At 72.3% G+C, this 24136-nt stretch carries 16 protein-coding genes; 6 read left to right on the forward strand and 10 right to left on the reverse strand.

The genetic code is table 11. The features are described from left to right. Window positions 1-58: 58 nt before the first annotated feature. From ACGFZ2_RS15660 to ACGFZ2_RS15670, 3 genes are all read right to left on the reverse strand, one after another. Window positions 59-3415 (reverse strand): type 2 lanthipeptide synthetase LanM family protein, encoded by a 3357-nt coding sequence (locus tag ACGFZ2_RS15660; protein WP_393453974.1) that lies wholly within the window; start codon window positions 3413-3415, stop codon window positions 59-61. A 152-nt stretch (window positions 3416-3567) separates the two neighbouring features. Further along, complete coding sequence (locus ACGFZ2_RS15665; protein ID WP_357464787.1) at window positions 3568-3816, reverse strand: mersacidin/lichenicidin family type 2 lantibiotic; 249 nt, start codon at window positions 3814-3816, stop codon at window positions 3568-3570. Further along, window positions 3816-4064 carry a mersacidin/lichenicidin family type 2 lantibiotic gene (locus tag ACGFZ2_RS15670; RefSeq protein WP_393264291.1) on the reverse strand — a complete coding sequence of 83 codons (249 nt, stop codon included), beginning with the start codon at window positions 4062-4064 and terminating at the stop codon, window positions 3816-3818. Before ACGFZ2_RS15670 ends, ACGFZ2_RS15665 begins: the two co-directional genes overlap by 1 nt. Before the next feature lie 332 nt (window positions 4065-4396). Between ACGFZ2_RS15670 and ACGFZ2_RS15675 the strand changes: the two genes are divergently transcribed. From ACGFZ2_RS15675 to ACGFZ2_RS15685, 3 genes are all read left to right on the forward strand, one after another. After that, entirely contained in the window at window positions 4397-4573 is a 177-nt protein-coding gene (locus ACGFZ2_RS15675) for a hypothetical protein (RefSeq protein WP_176737180.1), read from the forward strand. A gap of 112 nt (window positions 4574-4685) precedes the next feature. Continuing rightward, a complete protein-coding gene (locus ACGFZ2_RS15680) occupies window positions 4686-8048 on the forward strand; it encodes a type 2 lanthipeptide synthetase LanM family protein (RefSeq protein ID WP_393453977.1) in 3363 nt (1120 codons plus the stop codon). Beyond that, window positions 8045-10210: a peptidase domain-containing ABC transporter gene (locus tag ACGFZ2_RS15685; RefSeq protein ID WP_393453980.1), complete on the forward strand. Its 2166-nt coding sequence runs from the start codon at window positions 8045-8047 to the stop codon at window positions 10208-10210. Before ACGFZ2_RS15680 ends, ACGFZ2_RS15685 begins: the two co-directional genes overlap by 4 nt. 189 nt (window positions 10211-10399) lie before the next feature. On the opposite strand, the gene ACGFZ2_RS15690 is transcribed toward ACGFZ2_RS15685, so the two are convergent. The 6 genes from ACGFZ2_RS15690 to ACGFZ2_RS15715 form a co-directional block, all read right to left on the reverse strand. Beyond that, complete coding sequence (locus tag ACGFZ2_RS15690; protein ID WP_393453983.1) at window positions 10400-11953, reverse strand: TROVE domain-containing protein; 1554 nt, start codon at window positions 11951-11953, stop codon at window positions 10400-10402. Between the two features lie 964 nt (window positions 11954-12917). After that, window positions 12918-13472: a DUF3592 domain-containing protein gene (locus ACGFZ2_RS15695; protein WP_393453986.1), complete on the reverse strand. Its 555-nt coding sequence runs from the start codon at window positions 13470-13472 to the stop codon at window positions 12918-12920. Window positions 13473-13619: 147 nt separating this feature from the next. Continuing rightward, the gene (locus ACGFZ2_RS15700; protein WP_393453988.1) at window positions 13620-14117 is read right to left on the reverse strand and encodes a DUF523 domain-containing protein; all 498 of its coding nucleotides are present in this window, start codon (window positions 14115-14117) and stop codon (window positions 13620-13622) included. 179 nt (window positions 14118-14296) lie between these two features. After that, the gene (locus ACGFZ2_RS15705; protein WP_393453991.1) at window positions 14297-14899 is read right to left on the reverse strand and encodes a cysteine hydrolase family protein; all 603 of its coding nucleotides are present in this window, start codon (window positions 14897-14899) and stop codon (window positions 14297-14299) included. A gap of 11 nt (window positions 14900-14910) precedes the next feature. Next, complete coding sequence (locus tag ACGFZ2_RS15710; protein WP_393453994.1) at window positions 14911-16998, reverse strand: glycogen debranching N-terminal domain-containing protein; 2088 nt, start codon at window positions 16996-16998, stop codon at window positions 14911-14913. Beyond that, window positions 16991-17362: a sterol-binding protein gene (locus ACGFZ2_RS15715; protein ID WP_393453997.1), complete on the reverse strand. Its 372-nt coding sequence runs from the start codon at window positions 17360-17362 to the stop codon at window positions 16991-16993. The genes ACGFZ2_RS15710 and ACGFZ2_RS15715 overlap by 8 nt, the downstream gene beginning before the upstream one ends. A gap of 218 nt (window positions 17363-17580) precedes the next feature. Here ACGFZ2_RS15715 and ACGFZ2_RS15720 point away from each other — a divergent pair, with 218 nt between their 5' ends. Next, window positions 17581-18342 carry a sulfite exporter TauE/SafE family protein gene (locus ACGFZ2_RS15720; RefSeq protein WP_393454000.1) on the forward strand — a complete coding sequence of 254 codons (762 nt, stop codon included), beginning with the start codon at window positions 17581-17583 and terminating at the stop codon, window positions 18340-18342. Between the two features lie 293 nt (window positions 18343-18635). Here ACGFZ2_RS15720 and ACGFZ2_RS15725 read toward each other — a convergent pair whose 3' ends face one another. After that, window positions 18636-21332: a sugar-binding protein gene (locus tag ACGFZ2_RS15725; RefSeq protein WP_393454003.1), complete on the reverse strand. Its 2697-nt coding sequence runs from the start codon at window positions 21330-21332 to the stop codon at window positions 18636-18638. Between the two features lie 425 nt (window positions 21333-21757). Between ACGFZ2_RS15725 and ACGFZ2_RS15730 the strand changes: the two genes are divergently transcribed. Further along, on the forward strand, window positions 21758-22921 hold the full coding sequence (locus ACGFZ2_RS15730; protein WP_350706160.1) for an ROK family protein: 1164 nt from the start codon (window positions 21758-21760) through the stop codon (window positions 22919-22921). A gap of 47 nt (window positions 22922-22968) precedes the next feature. After that, window positions 22969-24015 (forward strand): extracellular solute-binding protein, encoded by a 1047-nt coding sequence (locus ACGFZ2_RS15735; RefSeq protein WP_393264263.1) that lies wholly within the window; start codon window positions 22969-22971, stop codon window positions 24013-24015. Window positions 24016-24136 lie beyond the last annotated feature (121 nt).

Consider the following 24136-nt stretch of genomic DNA (forward strand, 5'->3'; position numbering starts at 1 on the left):
ATCCGGGGTGTCGCCGCCCGACACCCCGGACCGCCCCGTCCAGACGGGGGCGGGACGCTCAGGCGGCCACCACCACGTGGTGCCCTCGCTCGGCCGGCCGACCCGGATCGCCGCCGTGCCCCGGTGCGTCCAGCAGCAGGACGTTCGCCACCCGGTGCGGCATCGCCACCCGGAGCAGGCCGTAGCCGATGCCGGCGAGCCCCATCAACAGCCCGGGCGTGCTGACCTGCTCCGGGACCCCGGCCCGGGGCGTGCCGGCGAGGACCTGCTCGGCGATCGCCCGCGCGCACCGCAGACCCAGCGCCGCGCCGTCCGGCTCGTCGAGTGCCGAACTGGCCGCCAGCAGGGTCTCGACCAACCCGAGGTCCCCGTGGCAGATGGAGTCGTTGCCGATGCCCGTGTACCGCCCGTCGACGACCAGGTCGTCGCGGACCTTGCCGGTCGCGATGCGCAGGTCCTCGCGGATCAGGTCGTGCCAGGGAGCCAGCACGGGCAGTCGCAGCATCGCCGCGCGTGCCAGTCCGATCCCGGCGGCGCCGTGGCACCAGGCGTTCATGAAGGCGCCCGGACCACTGATCACCCGCAGGTCGGGCCAGTTCCGGCGTTCCGGCGACAGGTGGTGCCGCTCGAAGCGCAACGCCCGCCCGCACACCTCGGCGAGCTGGTCGTCGCCGGTGAGCTGGGCGATCCGGGCCAGTGCGTACCCGATGCCGCTGGCGCCGTGGGAGAACCCGAGCAGCGCCGGCGCGTTCTCGTACTCGACCTGCCATCCTGTCCCGCCGGGCACGTCGATCGCGCGGTCGGCGATCGTCCTACCGGCCGCCTTGAGGGCGTCGAGGGTCTGCTCGTCGGGATGGGCGTCGTGCAGGGCGAGGATCGCCAGCGCCGCCCCGGCGGTGCCGCTGATCACGTCGAGCACCTTGTCCTCGGCGAACCGCTCCTGGCACAGCGCCGCGGCCTGCCGGGCCGCGTCGACGAGCGCGGGCGCCCGCAACACCTCGGCGAGCTGGCCCAGTACGTAGACGAGGCCGCCCAGCTCGCCGAAGCCGCCGATCGGCAGCCCGGCCCCCCGGTCCGGGCTGGCGGCGAGTTGGCGGGTCACCTCGGCGAGCTGGGCGGCGAGCTGTTCGGCGGGCCGGCGGAACCGGGCGTCGCCGGTGGCCGCGCCGAGCTGGCCGAGGAACAGGGCGACTCCGGCGACCCCGCTGTACAGGTCGATGCCGGCGTGGCCGACCTTCCAGTACCGGTCGCCGATGAAGTTCACCGACAGCCACGACGGCGCCTCGCCGTCGGCGGCCAGGGCGGCGTCGAGCAGCAGGTCCGCGATCGACCGGGCGGCCCGCACGGCGAGATCGACGTCGATCGGCGCCTCCGGCAGCGGCCTGGAGTCGACCCGCTCGGCGCGGGGCGTACCCACCGTGAGCCCGGACATGGAGGCGCGGATGCACCAGAGCTGTCGCCGCAGGTCCTCCTCGGACATCGCGCCGATCCGCGCCCGCACGGCCGCCAATCCGCTGGTCTCCAGGAAATCGCGGGCCACCACTCCCTGCGCGTCGTAGAGGTCCGTCGAGCCGGGGGTGGTGTGGAACGCCGGGATGTCCTGGTCGGCGAGCTGTCGATGTTCGCTGCCGAAGAGCACGTCGCGGTCCGGCAGGTCGACGAACGCGGAGGAGAGCACCTCGTGGAAGATCTCCCGGTCGAGCGAGTCGCGCAGCAGGTCCGGGTGCCAGGACTCCGACTGGACCCGGCCGTACGTCATCGTGGGGCGGGGGATGAACCGCACCTCGTCGTCGCGGAACCGGGCGACGGGTCCGCCGGCGGCGAGCAGGTCGTCGCGGTGGGCGGAGATGATCTGGTAGCAGTCGGTGAAGCCGGCGGCGAGGGCGTCGGTGTGGGCCAGCGCGTTGACGGGCCGGCCGTCCAGCCGTACGCGGTTCTGCGTCTCCGGCATCTCCCGGCGGTCCCGCACGACCCGCATCTCGTCGGTGCCGCCGGCGACGAAGGTGGGCAGGCGGGCGGGTGAGAGTTGGCCGCCGGAGCCGGCCAGGCCGCTCACCTCCGCGTCGTAGATGCCCTCGTCGTCGGCGGTGATGATGCGCTCGGGCAGGAGGCCGACCCGGAGCACCGAGTCCCGCACCACGCGGGGCGCCTCGCCGAAGGTGAGCGGCGCCAGTTGCGCCCCGGTGACCCGGGGCAGCACCTGGAAGATCGCCTCCAGGTCCACGGGGACGGGGTGCTCCCCGGCCGCGATGACGTTCTCCAGGTGCAGGTCCGAGCCGCAGAGGGCGTGGAACAGCGCCAGGAACGCGCCCTGCCGCCAGAAGAAGCGGTCCACCTGCTCCTCGTTCTCGCACGACGCGACGTCGACGTGCTCCACCCAGCCGTACTCGCCCCGGTCGAGGACGAGCAGCGGCCGCAGCGGTTGGCGGAGCCCGTGGGCGTTGAGCCAGTCGAGGACCTGGTTGAAGTGGACCTCCACGCTGAGGCTGCGTGGCTTGTACACCAGCTTGCGGCCGTCGGTGAAGGTGAGGATCGCGACGGTCTGGCCGCCGCGGTGGGTGTCCCCGGCGCCGAAGCTCACCCGGGCCAGGTCGGCCAGTCCGTGCCAGTCCCCACCGAAGGTCTGCCGCAGCTCGGGCAGGTCGGTGAGGAGCCGTTCGGCGAACCGGGCCCGGACGTCGACGGTGGTGCGCAGGCAGGTGACCAGCTCCCGGGCGAGCACCGGGTACTCGGCCAGGATGCCGAGCGCCGTCTCGGGCGTACGGATCTGCGCGATGAACGACGACATCCGCTCGGCCGGTGTCGCCCCGGCCAGCCGGCCCTCCACCCGGGCCACGTTCACCTCGAGGATCATCACGGAGATGATCATTTGCAGGAGTCGGTCGAGCGGCGGTTGCAGCAGCGAGTGGTCCGCCGGCAGGGTGTCGCCGTGGCCGTGCCGGGCCGCCAGCCGGGCCACCCGGCTGCCCAACTCCTCCTGGCCCCACGCCAGCAACGGCGCGATCAGGTTCAGGAACACCACGTTCCCGGCCTGGTCGTGCCCGTGGTCGTGGTCGTCGTGATCGCATCCGGTCGCCGGGCCGCCACCGGCGAGGTCGTCGAGGCGCGTCGACCCGAACCGCCGCCACGCCTCGGCGATCACGTCCAGCCAGGCCGGCCGGTCGGGGATCCTGGCGGCGAGCGACTCGGCCGGTTCGGCCAGCAGCTCGACGATCCCGTCCTCGGCCAGCCCGAGTCGTTCCCACCGGTCGAGCGAGATGTCGGTGCCGCGCAGGATGTGGCCGCCACGCCAGGCGTCCCGCCGGCGGCGACCGTAGTCGCGTTGCTCCTCCGTGATCAACGGCGTGCCTCCGGCCCGTTCGGACCGGGTCAGGCCACGCCACCAGTTCGGCGTCTGAAGAATCTCGTCGAACATGTCTCCGCCCTCATCTATCCGCGTCCGGAACGGCCGCGGCTGTCGTGGCCCGGCCTTCCGGCCCGGGGTGGACACCGTCACCACGATGCCCACCCCGGCCTGCGTGGAAATCGGTCAGTCGTCGGTATTGGAATGCGGTTTGTCGACCGCCGTCAGCAGCTTCCCGACGTGCATCCGGCCGTCATGATCCAGCAGGTGTTGGTGCAGCCGAGGCTGCCCCACTGGCAGGTGAAGCAGGTGTAGAAGGTGAACGCCCGGTCACCGCCGAAGATGTCCGCCAGATCCGAGTCCAGGCCACCGACGGCGCCCACCGGGCTCTCCGGCAGGAGGGCGATGTCGGCGTCGTCGAGCGTGGTGCGGAAGGCGGGGTCCTTCCATGCGCGCACAACCGTGTTGCTCATCAGCATCCCCAGCAGGTGCGGCAGGTCCACAGCGGGTAGCAGGTGAGGCAGGTGCGGAAGGTGTAGGGCTCCCCGTTGCAGCAGCCCATCGTCGCGGTGGACTCGGTGCCGGCGCCCCGGGTCCCGTCCGTGACCATCTCACCCAACTCGACCCGGCCGACCGGGTGGGCCGGCAGCACGGCGAGCTCGCTGTCGTCGAGAGTGGCCCGGAAAACCGGGTCCTTCCACGCCCTCGCAGCAGTTTCCATGATTTCTCCGATCGATAGAAGAAGTGTCGCCACGCCTGCCACTCCACCCGGGTGACGGGTGCGGAGATTGCGGCGGGCGGCGATGAGCCCGCGGTCAGAACAGGCGACGGAATCGGAAACTCGGCTCGGCCAGGAACCGGTGCCGCCCGATGGCGGCAGAAACCACACTGGACGCCGCCGGCTCACCGGTCAAGACCGACGGCGACCGGCTCTACCGCGACTGAATCGGCAGCGAACCGAGCGTCGACCGGAAAACAACCGGCGTCTGAAACGCTCATTCCGCTCGGCCAGAACAGCGACGGTTCGCGATCTGACGAGGGGAGGTGACAGAAATGACGGAACGACCGGAACTCGTCGAGGACCCGATCGGTCAGCTGGACCTGACCGACCTCGACCAGGAGATCAACGGTGGTAGCAGCGCGGTGTGCTTCACCATCACGGTCACGATCTCCACCTTCAAGCACAGCATCTGTGGCACCTGCGGCATCTTCAGCGTCGGCTGCTGCTGATCCCGCGACGGCGATCGGCACTCCGGTCGCGTCACCGGGTGGGCGGAGACGCCCGCCGTCTCCGCCCACCCGGAACCCGTTCCATCGTGACGAGCCGCAACGGAGAGACGTGATGGCCCCACGCAACACCGCAACGAGCGATCGCGCCGACCTCGGCAGCGACGTGTTCGACCGACCAGCCTGGTGGGCTGCCCTGTCCCTGGAGGAACGGCGGCGTGTGCCGGTGCCCGACACCGAGGCCGCCCGCAGCCGGGGCGCGCGCCGGCTCGACGCCTGGCGGACCGTCCGGGCCGCCACCGGCGGACTGGAGCCGAACCTCGCCCGGTGGCACGAGACGGGCCTCAGCGAGGAGGAGTTGGAGCTGCTCCTCGGGGAGTCCTCCGACAGCCTGCGCGACCGGGTGCCGCAGCCACCGTCGTGGCTGACGAGCGTGGCCCAGGCGTGGTCCACCGACCCCGCCGACCTGCCCGCGTTCGACGCCGGCCCGACGGCCGACCTGGGACCGACCGCCGACCTGCTCGCGCTGGTGCACCCGTTGTCGCACCGCTATCAGCAGCGGTTGCACGAGGAGGTGCGCCGGCTCGCCCGTGACCTCGGCCACCGGGGCGAGGTTCCGCCGCACCATCCGTTGCTGCGGCCGAACCACGAGGTCCACCTGGCGATGATCAGTCCGGTGCTCGCGGTCCACCTGCAGCGCGCACGCAGCGCGGGGACACTCTCCGGTGACACGCCGGCAGCACGATTCGGCGACTTCGCCCGGCAGCTTCGCCAGCCCGCGTACGCCCTGCGGATCCTCGCCGAGTATCCGACGCTCACCCGGGAGCTCGCCGACGAGATGGAGACGTGGCTGACGGTACGCAGCGAGCTGGCCCGACGCGTGCTGGCCGATCTGCCGGCGCTGCGCGCGGAGTTCGGCCTGACCGCCGCCTCGCTCGACGATCTCGTGGAGGTGCAGACCGGTGCCGGCGACACGCACCGCGGCGGGCGGAGCGTCGCGATCCTCACCTTCGCCGGCGGCGGCAAGGTGGTCTACAAGCCGCGCCCACTCGCCGTCGAGTCGCACTTCTACGCCCTGGTCGACTGGCTCAACGCCAAGGGGATGGCCTGCCCACTGCGCCGGCTGACCATCGTGGAGCGGACGGGGTACGGCTGGGTCGAGTTCGTCCACCCCGAGAGCTGCGCCGACGAGGAGGGGCTGCGCCGCTTCTACTGGCGCCAGGGCGCGTACCTGAGCCTGCTGTATCTGCTGCGCGCCTCGGACATCCACCTGGAGAACGTCATCGCCGCCGGCGAGCACCCGGTGATCGTCGACCTGGAAGCGATCTTCCAGCAGGCTCGGCCGACCACCGACACCCGGCCGCTGGTGCTGCCCACCGAGGCGATGCAGCGCATCGAAGAGTCCGTGCTGTCGATCGGCCTGCTGCCGCAGCGCCTGATCCAGCAGGACGGCGACGCGGTGGTGACCACCGAGCTGTCCGGGATGGCCGGCGGGCGAGGAGAACTGAGCCCGATGAAGGTGCCGCGGTGGCAGGACACCGGCACCGACCAGATGCGGCGGACCCGGGCCCGCATGGAGATGCCCGGCGGGCACAACCTGCCCACGGTCGCCGGCACCGCGGCGGACCCCGCCCGGTACAAGGCTGACCTGGTCGCCGGCTTCGAAGCCTGCTACCGGCTGCTGCTCGCGCACCGTGACGAGCTGGCCGCACCCGGCGGGCCGGTTGCCGCGTTCGCCGCGGACGAGATCCGGTTCATCGTGCTGCCCACCATGGTGTACGGCCGCATCCTCGGCGAATCCTGGCACCCGGTGGTGCTGGGCGACGCCCTGGACCGGGAGTGCCTGTTCGAGGTCCTCGCCACCCGCCACCCCGAGTTGGTCGCTGACCGAGCCGTCGCCGCCAGTGAGATCCGGCAGCTCGCCCGGCGGGACATCCCGTTCTTCCGGACCCGACCCGACTCCCGGGACTTGTACGACGATCGCGGCCTCGTCGTACGCGACTTCTTCCCCCACCGGGGACTGGACCTCGTCCGGGACCGGATCGCCGGGCTCTCCGCCGCCGACCTGCGCCAACAGAGCTGGGCCGTGTCGGCGTCGCTGGCCGCGCTGCAACTCGGCGACGGCCAGGGGGCCATCGCACCCCGGACGCGCGCGGCGCCGGCCGAGGAGATCGACCAGGCGCTCGCGGAGCGGGCCGCCGTCCGCCTGGGCGACCGACTCCTCGAGACCGCGCTCGGCGACCCGGCCCGGCCGGTGTGGCTGACCCTCGCGCTCGTCACCGACCGGCACTGGAGCGTCGTACCCACGGCGTTCGAGAGCTACAGCGGGCTGTCCGGGATCGCGGTGTTCCTCGGCCAACTCGGCGAGCGGACCGGCCTGGCGCGGTTCCGGTCCGCGGCCGAGGCGATCGCCGCGATGCTCAGCGGACACGTCGACGCCCTGCTCGACTGGCCGGAGACCGACCGTGACCTGCTTGGCATCGGGGGCTTCAGCGAACTGGGCGGCTACGTCCACGCGCTGACCCAGCTCGGCGCGCTGTGGCGAGCGCAACCGCTGCTGGACCAGGCACGTCGGCTCGTCCCGGAACTGCTCCGGCGGTTCGACGGCGACCGCCACCTCGACGTGGTCGCGGGCACCGCCGGGGCGGCGCTCGCGCTGCGCGCCCTGCACTCGGTCGATCCGGACGAGCGGACGTCGGTGGCGCTGCGGGCGGCCGGCGACCACCTGCTCGCCACCGCCTCGGCCCACGACCCCGGGTTGGCGTGGCCGTCCGCGATCCCCGCGCGATCGCCGCTGCTCGGCTTCTCGCACGGGGTGTCCGGCATCGCCTACGCACTTGCCGAGATCGCCCGGGTGACGGGCGGGCAGCGCTACCTCGACGCGGCCGAGCGTGCCGTGCGGTACGAGCACCTCCAGTACGACGCCGCCGCCGGCAACTGGCCCGACCACCGTGACGTCACCCCGCCGGGCACGTTCATGAACGCGTGGTGTCACGGTGCGGCCGGCGTCGCGTTGGCCCGCGCGGCCATGCTCGGCACCGTGCCCATCCCCGAGGTGCGCGCCGACCTCGACGCGGCGGTCGCCTCGGTGCGGCGCAGCCTCACCTCGGGCGAGCTGCTCACCGGCACCGGCAACGACTGCCTGTGCCACGGCGACCTCGGCCTGGCGGAAGCCCTGCTCACCGCCGGCCTGGCCACCGGCGACGGGACTCTCGTCGCGACGGCGCGCAGGGCGACGCGCGCGGTCGCCGAGACGGTGCTCGCCGGCGAGGAGCTCTGCGGCGTACCGCAGGGGATGCACGTGCCGGGACTGCTGATGGGTGCCGCCGGCATCGGCTACGGGCTGCTGCGGGCCGCTCGGCCCGACCGCACGCCGAACGTCCTGTTGCTGGCTCCGCCGATCGGCGCGGCGCCCCGCGACCGCCAACCACCCGGCCCGGCCACCGCCGCCCGTGCCGTCGCCGAGGAGGAAGCGTGACCCGCGTACCGGTGATCGTCCAGATGAGCAGCACCGAGTGTGGGCCGAGCTGCCTGGCCATGGTGCTCGGCGGGCTGGGACGCGCCACCGAGGTCCGGGAGTTGCGCGCCCACTTCGGGGTGGGACGCGACGGCACCAGCGCCCGCCGCATCCTGGAGGTGGCCCGCGAGTACGGGCTGGCCGCCCGGGGACTGCGGGTGAACGAGGCCGGGCTGGCCGGCGTCCGCCTGCCCGCCATCGCACACTGGGGCGAGGACCACTTCACGGTGCTGGAGAAGGTCGGGCGGCGCCGGATCCGGATGGTGGATCCCGGACACGGCCGGCGCCGGCTGACGCACGAGGAGTTCTTCGCGGAGTTCTCCGGCACCGTGCTGGAGTTCACGCCGGAAGAGTCGATGCGGCGCCGGCGCCGCCCGATCCGCGACCACCTCGCCCTGCGGTTCCTCCGTGACCTGGTCCGGCTGGCGCCGCTGCTCATGGTGTTGGCCGTGGCGCTCTCGGCCGTGGTGCAGGTGCTCGGGCTCGCCTCCGCCTGGGCGACGAAGTACGGCGTGGACGTCCTCATCGGGCAGCGGGCGGACACCCTGTCCCTCTTCGCCCTCGGCGTGGGCGCGTACATCGCGACGCACACCCTCGCCACCCTCTCCCGGGGGCTGGCGCTGCTGGTGCTCCAACGTCGGCTCGACGGCACCCTGGGTGAGCGTTTCATGGGCCACCTGATGCGGCTGCCGTACGCCTACTTCCAGACCCGCGGCGCGGGCGACCTGATGGGCCGGCTGAGCAGCAACATGGCGGTGCGGGACATGCTGACCTCGCAGCTGGCCACGCTCCTGCTCGACACCGTCTTCGTCTTCATCTACACCGCCCTGCTGGTGGCGCTGAGCCCGGCGTACGCGGCGGTGGTCGCGGTCCTGGCGGTTGCCCAGTTCGGCATCGTGCTGAGCACCATCCGGCTGGTCCACGAGCGTGCCCAGCGCGAGCTGGCCGCCGACGCGAAGGCGCAGAGCAGCGCGATCGACGCGCTGGCCGGGGCGGAGTTCCTGAAGAGTTCCGGGCTGTCCAACTGGGCGTTGCGCCGGTGGGCCGACCGGTTCACCGTGTCGGTGCGGGCCGGGTTCGAGCGGCGGCGGCTGGACCTCGTCAACGAGTCGGCGATGGGGATGTTCCAGGTCGCGGCGCCGCTGGTGCTCCTCCTGTTCGGCGTCGTCCAGGTGGTGGCCGGCCGGATGTCGCTCGGCACGATGCTCGGCCTGAACGTCGTCGCCGGGCTGCTGCTGGCACCCGTCGGGCAGGTGATGGGTGCGTTGCGTTACCTCCAGACGATCGGGTCCCACCTGGAGCGCATCTACGACGTGCTGGACGAGGAACCGGAACGGGCGTGCCCGCAGGCCCACCAGCCGGTCGAGCTGCGCGGCGAGATCGAGCTGCGCGGGGTCGACTTCCGGTACGACCTCGGCACACCGCTGGTGCTCAAGAACATCGACCTGCGGGTCGCGGCCGGGTCGAAGGTGGCGGTCGTCGGGTCCACCGGCTCCGGCAAGACCACCCTGGTGCGGCTGCTCACCGGGCTGCTGCGGGCGAGCGCCGGGAGCGTCCTGGTGGACGGGCGGCCCCTCGACGAGTACGACCTGGAGCCGCTACGCCAGCGCTTCGGCGTGGTCACCCAGTTCCCGTACATCTTCGGCGGTTCCATCCGCGACAACCTGACGCTCGGCCGGCTCGACGTCACCGACGACGAGCTGCGCGAGGCGTTGCGCAAGGTGCAGTTCCTGCCGGATCTGGAGCGCATGCCGATGGGCCTGAGCACCGGCGTCGGTGAGGGCGGCGGCGCGCTCTCCGGTGGCCAGCGGCAGCGGCTGGCGATCGCCCGGGCGTTGCTGGCCAGGACGAACGTGCTCCTGCTCGACGAGGCGACCAGCCACCTGGACACCCTGACCGAGGCGGCGATCGCCGCCGAACTGTCGGCGCTCGGCTGCACCCGGATCGTGATCGCACACCGGATCAGCACGGTCAGCGACGCCGACCAGATCGTCGTGCTGCATCAGGGCGAGATCGTCGAGCGCGGCACCCACGAGGAGCTGATGACACTGGGCGGCCGGTACGCCGAGCTGGCGCGGCGGCAGACGGGTCGGTTGACGGAGCGTGCGACAGCCGGGGGCTAGTCGAAGGTCCCCTGCTCAGTGGCTTCGATCCGGTCAGCGCGTTCTGCTACCGCCGCGCTGATGTTCAACCAGCGGCCCGTGTCCGACACGGACACTCGGTCGTGGGCCCGCTCCCGGGGAGTGCCGCGCGGCAACGGCGAGATCAGCGGCGGCGTCGGCCTCCGGTGGGAGGCCGACGCCGTGGCGCGATCAGAAGGGCCAATGCCCGCGGGACCCCGCCTCGATGAGCGGGATCATCGCGAACGCCGCGTCGGACAGGCCGCCGAACGTGTGCCGGTTCCCGGCCGTCGGGGCGTGCCCGACCCGGTATCCGGCCAGGTTCCAGGTGTACACCGGCACCTGCCCGGGCACCGCGGCCGTCACGTCCACCGAACGGTGCCAGTGCGCCTGCTCGTCGGTGAGGATGACCACCCGGTCGTGCCCGGCGTAGTGCCGGCGCACCGCCTTCTCGGTCTCGGTCCCGCCGCCGTAGAAATAGCCGCCGTCCTTGAACCGGCGCACCGCCGCCAGCACCGACTCGCCCGCGACGGCCGGGAACACCCGGGCGTCGTGGGAGAAGGACACGACCGTCGCGTCCTGCGCGCGGGCGGCCAGCGCCAGGCCGAACACGGTGGCCGCGTCCCAGCAGCGCAGCGTGCCGTCCTTGCTGAAGGCGCTGTTCATCGAGCCCGACGTGTCGATCAGGACCAGCGTCCGACCGTCCAGGGCGGGCACGTTCGCCAGCGCGTGCTGCAACGCCTTCTCCAGCGGGTACCCCCACCGCAGGCTCGGCGCGGCGTTGGAGGCCGACAGGAAACGCATCGGCAGCACCCGCGACCTGGCGACCTCGCCCGGGTCGGACAGCTTGGCCGCCACCGTCTCGGCGACGGCGTCGCTGACGCCGGCCTGGTCGAAGTTGCGCAGGTTGCGCAGCAGCGCCAGGTAGCCCATCGTCGGGATGATCGCCTCCCAGGCCGGGGCGTCCATCGCCGTCTGCCGCCAGCCGGCGAGGGCCTCCCACGTCATTCCGGCCGCGCCCAGCACCGCCGGGTCGGTGATCTCCTGACGCCGCTCGACCGGCAACGCCATGAGCTCGGCCCGCGCCGCCAGCACGGTCAGCGACGCCGGCAGCGGGTTGTCCCGCTGGTGCCGCCGGTCCAGCGCGTGCCGGAACAGGTCACCCTGCCGCTCGTCCTTCGCCGTCGGGTGGGTCAGGTCGATGACGTCCCCGAACCGGACGGCGTTGCGGTCGGAGTCGTACTTGAGCAGGCTCCGCTCGTGGTACAGCCGCACGGCCGCGTCGGCGATGCCCCGCTTGACCGGCTTCGGCAGCGCACGGCCGTGGCGACCCAGCCAGTAGGCGAGGGCCTCGCCCGGTTCGTCCGCGCGCTGCAACGCCGAGTCCACGATGGAGCGCGATCCGGGAATGCCGGCCGCCACCTGCGCGCGGGCGCCCTCGAGGGCGGCCACGACAGCCGCCGAACGCAGCATCGCGCCGGTGCGCAGCCACGGTACGAAGCGGGCGAACCAGTCGGGGTCGGCGACGGCGACGGTGGCGACCAGCTCACGGAACCGGGCGTCCCGGTCGGCGGCGCCCTCGTAGAAGGTGTCCTCGCCGACCATGTTCGACACGCCGAGCAGGAACAGTTCCGTCCGCGGCTCGCGGGCGAAACCCGGGGCGCCCTCGGCGGTGACGACCTCGTAGTCGTCTTCGTGCCGGTTCCTGCGCAGCTTGAGGTTGAACTTGGCCATCACGTCCCCCATGTTTCGTACGAGAGGACGCGGCCACACGCACACCCGAGACCAGAGTCGGCGACGGACTTGTCCGCCGCTCTGTCCGATTGAGCTACCCGCCCGAAGGCGTGGGGGGACTCGAACCCCCAACCTGCGGATCCGTGAAGTAACCGTCGCCTGCGCACCGGGTGTGGTGTGGTCGCGCCTCCCGAGATCGGAGCCGGCGACGGACGGGTCCTTCGCCGGGGCGTTCGCCCCTCCAGATGTAACCGTCACCTTCGCACCGGGAAGTGCGGACCCGACCGTAGCGGCGGCACCGGCGGCCGGGCAACGGAGTTTGCCGTTCCACGATGGTGGGTGGCTGGAACGGTCGCGCCGCGTACCCGAGACCAGAAGGTCGACGACGGAATGCCTATTGCTCTGCCGACTGAGCTACCAGCACAACGGCTGGAGGGGACTCGAACCCCCGACCCATAGATTAGAAGTATCCGTCGTCTGCGCACCGGGTACGCGGCGTGAGCACGTCCCGAGACCGACAACGGCGACGGGCTCGTTCGGGAAAGAAGTATCCGTCACCTTCGCACCGGGACGTGCGACGAGAACGTACAGGCTGAGGCGCCGGAGCGGCAAGGGGTTTCGCGTCCGTAGGCGTTCACGCCGCTCACCCGAGATCGAGGTCGGACACGGCGTGTGCGGGTTCGAACCGCAAGGCCCTTCTTTGTGGGCCCTCTACCAGAAGTAACCGTCCCCATCGCACCGGGTAAGCGGCGTGAACGCGCCTCCCGAGGTCGAAGCGGCAACGGAGACCGGCCCTCGCGGGCCAAGGTGACCTGGGCCGCTGGTCGACACCGCGCATCGGCGGCGGCGGGATTCGAACCCGCGTCTCCCCGTGGGAAGCGGAAGTAGCCGTTGCCTGCGCACCGGGAGGTGCCGGACCACGGTACCCACCCCGTACAGGTGAGCCAACCGCAATTGCCGCCCGAACGGCGGAAGGTCAGCGGCCGCCGCGCTTGTGCTTGGAACGGCTTGTGAACGCGGCACCGTCCCGCTTCGGGGCGGCCGACGACCGCCGCGGCGTACGCCGGGGGAACCAGCGCCCGAACGGGGCGCGGGACAGCGTCAGGGGGACCGCCACGACCAGGATCCCGAACCCGACGGCGCCCAGCCCTCCCTGTACGCGGCCCCGGTGCCCGCTGAGCTGGTCGAAGTCGGTGACGAAGTCGCTCGGATCGCGCCGGTTGACCCAGATCGGCACCTCGTCGCCGATGGACCGGCACACCTCGAAGCAGGCGACCTCCCGCGTGTACGTCCGGCCGGACAGCTCGTACCGGACGTGCATCGTGGTCGACGTGCCGCCACGCTTGGACACGCGGTCGTAGACGAGTGCCCGCGCCGGCACACCCTGCGCCCGCAGGTCGGTCTTCCAGTCGTCGAGCGCGTACTGGGTGTGGAACGGCAGCCAGAGCAGCGCGCCGCCGACCACCAGCAGCAGCACGCAGCCGGCGGTCACCCAGGCCGGGGACCGTCGCGGTGTGATCGCGGTACGCACCCGGCCATCGTGCCGGCCGCCCGCAACCCCGACCGGGAGCGGGCGGCGGGACCTCTTCGCCTCCTTCGCATCGAGGGAGGCAGGCATTCAAATGGCTCAGCTCCAGGCAGCTCAAACGCCGTTTCCCGCGTGGGAGAAGGCCGATGGCTAGTCGTCCCGGTCGAGCCCATCCAACAGGGCGGCGGCCTGCGTGAGCTGGCCTTGATGGAAGACGGGGATCCCGGCGCGGACCAGCAGTTCGGCGGCCAGACCGCGCCCGGGGATCGTGCGGCCCGTGAACGACCCGTCGTGCACCTGGCTGGTGCCGCACGTCGGACTGCGGTCCACCAGAACGGCGAGGACCACCCCGGCCGCCCGGGCCCGGTCGACGGCCCGTCGCGCCGCCACCCGGAACAGGTCTGTGACGTCCCGCCCGGTCACCTCCCGCACCCTGCCGTCACCGTCGAGCACCTCCGCCGCGACGCCGCCGACGATTTCGGCCGGTGGCCGGGGCACCGGCAACCCCACCGACAGTTCGGGACAGAACGACACCAGGCGACCCTCGGCGGCCCAGCGGTCCCAGATCGGCGAGCAGACATCCACCCCGGTCGCGTTGAACCGGACCGGACTGCCCCCCAGACAGCCGCTCACCAGCACCCTGCGCACCGGAGCACCGTAACCGCCGCCGGATGGGCCGTCGGGGCCGGGGGTGGCGGGACGGCAGCGAAGTACGGCAACCGCGCCGGCCGTACCGGACCGAGAGCGAGACCGACGTCAGCAGAGCCCGTGACCTCGGAACCAGCCGGACCAGACCGCGACGCAGCCAGCTCGGATCGAGGGGCGACTCATCGCGACAGCCGCTCGACGACCTCGGCGGTCGTGACCACCTCGCCGAGCTGGCCCCACGTCTCCAGGCTCGCCCGGTGGGCCTCGTCGGTCGCGGCCGTGCAGGCGTCGGAGACGATCACGGGTCGGTACCCGTGGTTGACCGCCTCGAAGGCGGTTCCCGCCACGGACAGGTTGGTGGCGACGCCGGTGAACAGGATTGTCTCGACCTGTCTGCGCCGCAGCACCGTGTCGAGTTCGGTACCGAAGAAGCCGGTGAGCCGCACGTGGGTGATGACGACGTCGCCCGCCTCCGGCGCGACCTCGTCGATGATGCGGGACTTCGGCGCGCCCTCCAGGAATGCCTGCCGCTCGGGGATCATGGCGAAGCTGGGCGTGTTGGGGATGAGGTCGGGGTAGCCGGGCCGGTGGGCGACCCGCGTGTAGACGACCAGCCCGCCGCTGGCGCGTACCGCCCCGGCGACCTGGGCGGCGTACGAGGCGACGCGGTGGCGGGCGACCTGCTCGGCGAAGAAGGGACCGAACAGCCCGTCGGGGCTGACGACCTCGTGCTGCCAGTGGACGCCGACCACCGCGGTGCGCGCCGGGTCGATCTCTCGCATTGTTCCTCCCGTCACAGGGCGGAGAGTTGCTGCGGTGCCGCCTGGTAGCCCTGCCTGCCTGCGGCGGCCGGCCCCCTGCCGTAGGCGTCGAACCGCCCCCACCGGCCGGGGATGCCGTGCAACGCCACGAAGTCGAGGTTAGCGGGAAGGGCGGGCCTGACGACGAGGTCTTCGCCCACCGGGTGGAGCCCGAGCATCGTCCTCAGCAGGAGCAGGGTCGCTCCGGCCGACCACGCCTGAGGGCTGCAGGCGGTGGGATAGTTGACCGGATACCTGGTGTCGGCGCGGAAGGATCCGGAGAAGGCTTCGGGCAGCCGGCCGTCGTAGAAGACGGCGGCGTCCAGGATCCCGGCGGCGATCCGCGCCGCCTCGTCGGCGTACCCGTAACGCCGCAGCCCCCAGGCGATGAAGGAGTTGTCGAACGGCCAGATGGTGCCCACGTGGTAGCCGATGGGGTTGTAGCGGCCCTGGCCCTCGGCCAGCGTGCGGACACCCCAGCCGCTGAACAGGGCGGGCGACATCAGGTGCCGCACCAGGGCCTCCGCCTTCGGCTTCTCGACGATGCCGCTCCACAGCAGGTGCCCGATGTTGGAGGACAGGGCGTCCACCTGGCGGCCGTCGCCGTCGAGGGCGAGCGCCATGTACTCGCCGTCCGCCACCCAGAAGTCGCGGTTGAAGCGCTCCTTGAGGTCGGCGGCCTCCTGCTCCAGTCGGTCCGCGTACGGCGGGTCGTTCCAGACGGTGCGGGCGAGCCGCGCGGTACGCATCTTCGCGTCGTACGCGTACCCCTGCAGCTCGCAGGTCGCGCGGGGGAAGCCCGGCAGCCGACCGTCGCGGTAGCAGATGCTGTCCCAGGAGTCCTTCCAGCACTGGTTCTCCAGACCGTTCCTGGTGTTTCGCCGCTCGTAGGAGATGTAGCCCATGCCGGTCAGGTCGGCGTAGTTGTTGATCCAGTCGATCGCCGCGCGCGCCTCGTGCTCGACCGAGCGCACGAGGTCGACGTCGCCGGTCCACCGCTCGTACTCGTCGAGCAGCACGAGGAACAGGGGAGTGGAGTCGGCGCTGCCGAAGTAGGGCGTGTGTGGCGTCTCCTCGAAGATGCTCATCTCGCCGTACCGCATCTCGTGCAGGATCCGGCCGGGCTCCTCCTCCCGGAAGTCGTCGACGCGGCTGCCCTGCCGGAGCGCGAGCACCCGGAGGGTGGTGGCGGCGAGTTCGGGTGTGAACGGCAACGCCTGCAGACTGGTGAAGATGCTGTCCCGACCGAACATGGCCATGAACCAGGGCAGGCCGGCGGCGGGGACCCTCTTGTCGTCGGCGAGGAAGGGACTGAAGCGCAGCGCGGCCAGGTCGATCAGGCTCTGCCGGTACGTGCCGCTCAGCGGCTCCCAGCCGGATTCCAGGCGCGGCGCGTTGTCCAACCACTCCAGGAGATCCTGTGCCTTGTCCCTGCCCTTGCCTGCTGCCCGCCCTGGGATCACGAGGCGCTCCAGCCCTCTGGGCATCGGGAGGTCCGGCAGGGCGCTGAGTCTGACGGTCCATCGGCTGCGAGGTTCGAGGTGGACCTCGAACGTCAGGCCGTTGTCGTCCCACGCGGCCGGCGCCGACGCGGTGATGATCGTCTCCCGTCGGAACCGCTCCCGTTCGTAACCGAGGACGAGGCGCCCGTCGTCGACCCGCCGGTAGTGTCGGCCCTTCTTCCTCACCGCCGCGTCCTTTACCTCGAAGAGGTCCGCGAAGTCGGCGTCCGCCTCGATCCTGAGGGTCACGTCGGCCGGTTCTTTGGCGTAGTTGATGACGGTCAGGTCCTCGTGGAGGCCGCTGTCCAGGCTGTGCAGCCGACGCACCCCCACAGTGCTGTTGACGTAGACGTCCTGACGCCCGGGAACCTGGAAGAACCGGTTCTCGAAGTAGTGGATGTCGTCGATGGAAAGGGTGGTCAGCCGTTCCCCGTTCACCGTCAGCACCCACTTCGACAGCAGCCGGGTGTCGTGGGCGAACAGGCCCATGGGAGCGTCGGGTGACGGGATGATGTCGCCCGAGCGGTTACACACCATGAAGGTGGTGCCGTCCAGGATGCCCACCTGGTTCTCACTCATGGTCACCTCCTCGGTGCTCCGTCCCCGCCGAACTGGGTGGCGGCGGGAACAACCTACGGAGGCTCGCGAAGAGCCGGGGGCTGCCCGCCACGGTCGCCTCGCCGCGCAGGACGGTGGTCAGGAAGTACGCCTCGCCGCTGGCGATCCGGTCGAACACCGCCCCGTCCGCCTGGACGACCGCGTCCCCGCCGGTCGCCTGCTCCGAGACCCTGATGTCGCCCTTGTCGATGGAGACGAGCCAGCGGTCGACCCGCCCGTCCCGGCTGATCTCGAAGCGGACACTGCCCTCGTCGATCGCCGTCAGACGGCGGTCGTGTCCACGCTGCGCCAGGCTGCGGAAGAAATCCTGGGTGGCATTCCCCATCGCGCCACCTCCTCAGGGCCACCATTCCCGCGAATCGCGGCTTCCGCCTCACCCGAAAGAGGTGAATTCCCCCACCGCCAACCGCCGCTGCTGCCACCCCGGCCTCCTCGACGCCGCCACGCCGCCGGCCACCGTCAGGCCGTCCGCGTCGCGGCGCGCCGGCTCGGGCCGGCGGACCCCGGCCCTACCGGCGGGCGACGCCACTAGCCTGGGACTCGATGGATCCCATCGAGGCAACGCTGCTCCTCGCCGCCGGTGTCGCCACGGGCGCCTTCAACGCGGTCGCGGGCGGCGGCTCCCTCATCGCCTTCTCGGCGCTGCTCGGCACCGGCATACCGCCGCTGACCGCCAAGCTGACCAGCACGGTCGCGGTGTTCCCCGGGAACGTGGCCAGCGTCGTGGGCGGCTACCGGGACCTGCCACCCCGGCGAGACACCAGGCGGATCCTGCCCGCCGCCGTGCTCGGCGGGGTCGCCGGGTCGGCGCTGCTGCTGCTGACGCCCAGCCGCGTCTTCGACATGATCGTGCCGTTCCTGGTGCTCGCCGCCTCCGCGGTCCTCGGCCTTCAGGGCCGCCTGAACGAGCTGGTCAGGCGCTCCGCACTGCGTGGCCGACAGAAACACCCGGCGACGCTGCAGGCGTTGGTCGCCCTGGGCGGGGTCTACGGCGGCTACATCGGCGCGGGGTTCGGCATCGTGCTGGTCGCCAGCCTGGCTCTCCTGCAGCACGAGCCGCTCACCAGGACGGTCGCCCTGAAGAACCTGCTGTCGGCCGTCATCTCGTTCACGGCGGTGGCGCTCTACGTCTTCTTCGGCACCGTCAACTGGGCGGGGGCGGCCATCCTGGTCCCGGCGACCGTCGTCGGCGGCTACGTCGGGGCGCGGCTGCTCCGCAGGCTCCCCGCTGCCCCCCTCAAAGCCGTGATCGTCACGTTCGGGGCGGTCTTCGGCCTGGTCCTGCTCTGGCGCAACGTGCGGTAGACCGGGTCGGTCGACGGCCGGGGACGGCTCGGCGGCCGGCGAGGTGTCCCGGTCCGGTCGATGACCCGGCCGGACCCGCGGCCGGCCGGTCGGCACCCGGGACACCCGCCGCGTTCGCGCACGTCCGCAACGATGTCCCCGGCGGCGTGCGGGGAACGCAGCAGTGGATCCGCGAGCCGGCCCACCGCGTACCGGCACGGCCCGGCGGCCGGTGTCCGTCGGGCGCGGGGGACCCGCCGGGCGGGCCCGGCCCCGGTCATCCCATGGGATGACCGGGGCCGGGCCGTCGCCGGTCAGGCCAGCGGAACGTGGCGGGCCAGCGCGGCGCCGCCGGCCTCGAACGCGGCCAGCAGGCCGTCGGCCGTGCCGCCGGTGACCGGGACCAGCACGGTCACCGGGTCGCCGGGGCTCAGCTGCACGGACCGTTCACCGAGCGAACGGTCACCGTCCCAGGCGTGCAGGTACGCGGTGCCCGCGCGGTCGGCGAGGACCGTCACCTGCACCCCGCCGGCCACCTGGCGCTGGCCGGTCAGCCGCAGCGCCCGCTCGGGAAGTCGGGCCACGGCGGCCGGCGCGACGCCGTCGACCGCGGACTGCGCGATGGTCTGCGGGCTGTGCACGCTGCGGGCGGCGGTGTCCGGGAACACCGGGGCGCTGGGCTGCCGCTGCGCCGGGGTGTACCCGGGCAGAGTCACCAGGCCGTAGCGGTACGGGTCGGCACGGACGCCGGTGAAGGTGGACCAGCCCAGCCGGGACTGGGAGGTCAGGTCCTGGGTGTCCGAGTCGTAGACCAGCACGTTGAAGCCCATCCGGGCCGGGTCGACGGCGTCGGGCAGCACCGCGAACGGGATGCTCGCCTCGATGGTGTAGCCGGCGTACGGCGCGGTGACCTTGCTGACCACCGTCATTCCCGGCGCGGTCGTGGCGCCCGGGCCCTGCCGGTTGTCGGCGTCGCGCTGCCAGCACGGCGGGTCGCCGCCCGCGGGGTCGTCGGTGACCGGGAAGATGCCGGCCTTGAACACCGTCGAGGTGTCCGTCGAGTTGCCCTTCGGGTCGACGATGATCTCGACGCTGTCGGTACGCCGCTGCCGCTTGCAGTCCTGCGGCACCACCTTCTTGCCGAGCACGTCGTCGGTGACCTGGACGAACACCTTCAGCGCGTCCTCGGTCCAGGCGACGCGACCCGTGGCCGAGGCGTCCTGCGGCGTGGTGGCCTGCCCCTCCCAGATCCGGGACAGGTCCAGCGCCTCGCCGGGGTACTCGTCCGGGGAGGCCACCCCGTCGACAGCGTGGTCGTGCCCGGCGTGCGGCACCTCGCTGGTCGGCACGATCTCCAGTGCGCCGGTCTCGACGGTGCTGCCGGCGGCGCTGGTGGTGGTGATGGTGATGCCGTAGTCGCCGCCGTCGCCGCCCTCGTTGGCGGTCGGCAGGGTGGCGTCGCTGTTGGTGACGGTGAAGGTGACCGCCCCGGTCGCGCCCGGCGCCAGCTCGGCGTAGCTCTTGGTCACCGCGTCGGCGGTGAAGCCGGCCGGCAGGCCGAGGGTGACGGTGCCGCCCTGGGGGGCCTCGCCGTGGTTGCGCAGGTCGACCCGGACGGTCCGGCTCTTGCCGGAGCCGACGGTGAGGACCGGCTTGATCAGGGTGTCCAGCTGCGGGTAGCCGCTGTCGCCGGCCCAGGTGCGGAACAGCCCGACCTCGGGCAGTGGCTCCAGGGTGCCGCGCACGTCGGCGACCACCCGGACCGCGCGGTCGGTGCGGCCGGTGCCCTGGCCGGTGGTCAGGCTCGCGCCGACGAGGTGCTGCTCGTTGGTGTCGGCGCCGGCGGGAACGGTCACGGTGAAGGCGACGGTCCGCTCCGTGCCGGCGGGGACGGCGCCGGGCAGCGCGCCGGAGCCGGTGGCGGTCCAGCCCTGCGGCAGCCGCAGGGAGACCCGCGGCGCGGTGAGCGCCCGGTTGTGCGGGGCGCGGACGTGCGCGGTGACCTCGACGGTCTCGCCGGGGGCGAGATCGAACCGGTCGGCGGTCAGGTAGAGCTCGGTGCCCTGGGGAAGCCCGCCGGCCGTCGTCGGCAGCACCGAGCCGCGCAGGATGGCCTCCGGCGAGGTGTCCGCCGGGTCGTATGGGACGCGGCTGTCGACCAGGGTGTAGAAGTCGCAGCGGATCTTCGCGGGGTCGGTGGGGGCGGCGGCGGTGCCGGCCCAGCCCTGGGTGACGTAGTCCCGGCGGGCGTCGACCTCGATCTCGGCCCAGGTCCTGCCGTCGGCGCTCGGGGTGCCCTCCCAGACGCCGAACACCTGGTCGGTCGGGACGGTCGGCACGAAGCTGGACGCGCACTGCGCCCCGGTTGCCGAGCTGCCGGTCCCGCCGGTACGCAGGAACTTCGCTGCCCGGAACGGCTTCAGGCCCTCCTGGGTGAGCTGCTCGGGGAAGGCGGCCGGGTCGGCGGCGGCGTGGAACGCCTCGGCGGCGAACCGGGCGGCCTGCTGGTGGTTGCCGTGGTTGCCGGGCGTCGGCGACGGGTTCATCGTCATGACGATCTCGGGCCGGGTCTGCCGGATCACCCGGACGATCTGGGCCAGGGTGTCGTCGTGCCCCCAGATCTGCTCGGACAGCGGCGCGGAGGCGGTGTACCAGAAGTCGACGCGGTCGAGGTTGTACAGGTTCTCCACGCCGGCCCGGCCGATCGCGGTGCGCTCCTCGCGCTCGCGGATGATGCCCAGCGGCGGGCCCTCCTCGAGGCCGACGGCGTTGCCGCCGCCCTCGCCGCGGGTGATGGTCACGACGCCCGCCTTGGCGCCGTGCTTCTCCTTCCACTGGCCGAGGGTGGCGAGGCTGCCGGCCTCGTCGTCGGGGTGGGCGCTGACGAAGAGGACGTCCAGGTCGACGGTGTCGGTCGGCCGGGCGTCGGTGGGGGCGGCTAGGGCGGCGGCGGGCGCCCCGGACAGGGCCAGGGCGAGCGCCGTGGGTAGCAGGAACGACTTGAGTCGCATGCAGGTCCTTTCGCGACACGCGAGGTCCGCGCAGCGGCCACCGACGTCGGGCGCGCGGTGGCGCGGACGCGGGGTCGTGGTCGGACGGCGAGACGGCGGCGGTGGGGGTGAGGGGTGCGGGGCGCGAGGGGGCGCCCCGGCACCGGGGTACGCAGCGGCACGGAGATCCGTACACACTGGAAGGCCTTCGCCCGGTGACGCTAGGGACCGGCGCGGCGGCCCGTCAATGCTTTGCAAGGTCTTTCTTTCTTTGCGAAAGAAACAAACAAGGGGTCAGGCGGTCTTCCATGCCTCGGTCGGCGGCGCGCGTGCTCGGCCCCGGCGGACCCCGCGAAGGGCGTTTCTGCTGCTCGTGAAGGTGGCCGCAAGGTAACGAGACGGTTTCGTTACTTGACTCAATAGTTCGTTCGCCGTAGGAAGGAAGTGTGACTGACGTGGTGACGCCACCGACGAGCCCGGTGAGCCGGGAGCGGTCGAAGGAGATCAAGCGGCTTTCCGTGATCTCCACCGCCCGCCAGGTGCGGGTGCTCTCCCGCGCCGAGCTGACCGAGCTCACCGGCCTGAGCCCCGCCACGCTCACCCCGCTCGTGCGGGAGCTGATCGCCGAGGGTTACCTCATCGAGCGTGGTCCCGGCGCGTCGCGCGCCGGCCGTCCCCGGGCGATGCTGGAGTTCAACCCCCGGGCCGAGCTGGTCGCCGCGGTCTCGCTGGAGCCGTCCCGGCTCAGCTGCGAGATCGCCGACAGCGACGGGACCGTGATCGCCCACCGTGCCGTGCGACTCGCCGGCGACATCGTCGACACCATCTGCCGCTCGGTGCCCGAGCTGGTCGGCGACGGCCTGCCGGCGCTGCGCGGGGTGGCCGTCGCCGCGCCCGGCATCTCCACCGGCGGCGCCGTCCGCCTGGCCCCCTCGGTCGGCCTCGTCGAGGCGCGGCCGGTGGGGGAGTCGGTGCAACGCCGGCTCGGGGTGCCCGTGCTGGTGGACAACGACGTGAACCTGATGGCCGCCGGTGAGCACGCGGTCGGCGCCGGCAGCGACGTCGCCGACCTGCTGCTGCTGCACGTCGCCGACGGCATCGGCGCCGGCCTCGTGCTTGACGGGCAGGTCCGCCGGGGCGCCGGCGGGGCCGCCGGCGAGGTCGGCTTCCTGCCGCTGGACCCGGCCGACCGGGGCCACGACGGGATCGGCCCGTTCGAGGCCCGCTGGTCGGAGAACGCCATCGCCGAGCGGGTGGTGGCGCTGGCGCCCGGGCGGCGCCCGGACTCGCCCGTGGCCGCCCTGGTGGAGCTGGCCGCCACCGACGGGCGGGCCGCCGCGTACCTCGACGAGCTGCTCGCGGCCTGGTCCCGGCTGATCGTCTCCTGCGTCTGCGTCGTCGACCCCGGGCGGGTGCTGCTCAGCGGCGCCGCCGCCCAGCTCGACGACGCCGCCGTCGACCGGCTCCAGGCGCTCGTCAGCGCCGCCGCGCCGAGCGCCACCGACGTCCGCCGGGCGGTGCTCGGCGACCGGGCGGTGCTGCACGGCGCCGTCAGCTACGCCCTCTCCGCGGCCGCCGCGGGCCTGCCCACCCTGCTGCCGACCCCCTGACCTCACACCCCGAACAACGTAGTTCCCCTCACCCTCGGAGGTACCCCATGAAACGTCGCCTTCTCCTCGCCGGCGCGCTCGCCACCGTGCTCGCCGCCGGCACCGCCTGTGGCGGCGGCGGTGACGACACGGCCAGCGGCGGCAGCGCCGAGAAGCTGACCATCTACACCGCCCGCGACAAGAAGGTCTCCGACTACGTCGTGGACCAGTTCACCGCCAAGTACCCCGAGTACAAGGGCAAGGTCGAGATCCTCAACCTCGGCGCCCAGGAGATCCTGGAGCGGGTGCGGGCCGAGAAGGCCAACCCGCAGGCCGACGTCTGGTGGGGCGGCACCCAGCAGGGCCTCGCGGCCGGCGCGTCCGAGGACCTGCTGACCTCCTGGCAGCCGGCCTTCGCCAGCAAGATGGACGCCAAGTACAAGGACGCCGAGGGCCGCTGGTTCGGGGAGATCCTGCTGCCCGAGGTCATCATGTACAACAACAAGGCCCTCACCCCGGAGCAGGCCCCGAAGGACTGGGACGACCTGCTCAAGCCGGAGTGGAAGGACAAGATCATCATCCGGGACGTGGCCGCGTCCGGCACCATGCGGTCGATCTACGCCGCGATGATCGTGCGCCAGTCCGCGGACGGCAGCAACCCGCAGCCCGGCTACGACTGGCTCAAGAAGCTCGACGCCAACACCGGCGCGTACGCGGCCAACCCGACCGACCTCTACCTGAAGCTGTCCCGCCAGCAGGGCACGCTCAGCGCCTGGAACCTGCAGGACATCCTGCTGCAGGCCCACCAGTCGAACATGCCGTTCGGCTACGTCATGCCGGCTTCCGGCGCCCCGGTGCTGGTCGACGGCCTGGCCGCGGTCAAGGGCGGCAACAGCGAGGGCGCGCAGAAGTTCATCGAGTTCCTCTTCGACGACAAGCTCCGCGCCGACCTGGCCAAGGACTACTACCAGATCCCGGCCGTGGACATCGCCGAGAAGCCGGAGTGGCTGGCCCAGCTCCAGCTCAAGCCGCTGGACGTCGACTGGAACGTGATCGGCAAGAACGAGACCGAGTGGATCAACCACTGGAACAGCCAGATCAAGAACAAGGGCTGATCGCCCGGGCGCCGGGGGCGGGCCCGTCCCGTCCCCGGCGCCCCGCCGCCCGCCCCCGGGGCGCCGGCAGGTGTGAGAGGGGAGCCCCTCTCCGCCGGAGGCGTCAGGAAGGTGCCCTTCC

It is taken from the genome of Micromonospora sp. NPDC048063 (assembly GCF_043202855.1).
Classification (GTDB): domain Bacteria; phylum Actinomycetota; class Actinomycetes; order Mycobacteriales; family Micromonosporaceae; genus Micromonospora.

Bases quoted from the DNA above. Each gene is read 5' to 3' on its own strand.
- ACGFZ2_RS15660 (WP_393453974.1), bottom strand. From the start codon at position 3,415: ATGTTCGACGAGATTCTTCAGACGCCGAACTGGTGGCGTGGCCTGACC.
- ACGFZ2_RS15665 (WP_357464787.1), bottom strand. From the start codon at position 3,816: ATGAGCAACACGGTTGTGCGCGCATGGAAGGACCCCGCCTTCCGCACC.
- ACGFZ2_RS15670 (WP_393264291.1), bottom strand. From the start codon at position 4,064: ATGGAAACTGCTGCGAGGGCGTGGAAGGACCCGGTTTTCCGGGCCACT.
- ACGFZ2_RS15675 (WP_176737180.1), top strand. From the start codon at position 4,397: ATGACGGAACGACCGGAACTCGTCGAGGACCCGATCGGTCAGCTGGAC.
- ACGFZ2_RS15680 (WP_393453977.1), top strand. From the start codon at position 4,686: ATGGCCCCACGCAACACCGCAACGAGCGATCGCGCCGACCTCGGCAGC.
- ACGFZ2_RS15690 (WP_393453983.1), bottom strand. From the start codon at position 11,953: ATGGGGGACGTGATGGCCAAGTTCAACCTCAAGCTGCGCAGGAACCGG.
- ACGFZ2_RS15705 (WP_393453991.1), bottom strand. From the start codon at position 14,899: ATGCGAGAGATCGACCCGGCGCGCACCGCGGTGGTCGGCGTCCACTGG.
- ACGFZ2_RS15710 (WP_393453994.1), bottom strand. From the start codon at position 16,998: ATGAGTGAGAACCAGGTGGGCATCCTGGACGGCACCACCTTCATGGTG.
- ACGFZ2_RS15715 (WP_393453997.1), bottom strand. From the start codon at position 17,362: ATGGGGAATGCCACCCAGGATTTCTTCCGCAGCCTGGCGCAGCGTGGA.
- ACGFZ2_RS15720 (WP_393454000.1), top strand. From the start codon at position 17,581: ATGGATCCCATCGAGGCAACGCTGCTCCTCGCCGCCGGTGTCGCCACG.
- ACGFZ2_RS15725 (WP_393454003.1), bottom strand. From the start codon at position 21,332: ATGCGACTCAAGTCGTTCCTGCTACCCACGGCGCTCGCCCTGGCCCTG.
- ACGFZ2_RS15735 (WP_393264263.1), top strand. From the start codon at position 22,969: ATGAAACGTCGCCTTCTCCTCGCCGGCGCGCTCGCCACCGTGCTCGCC.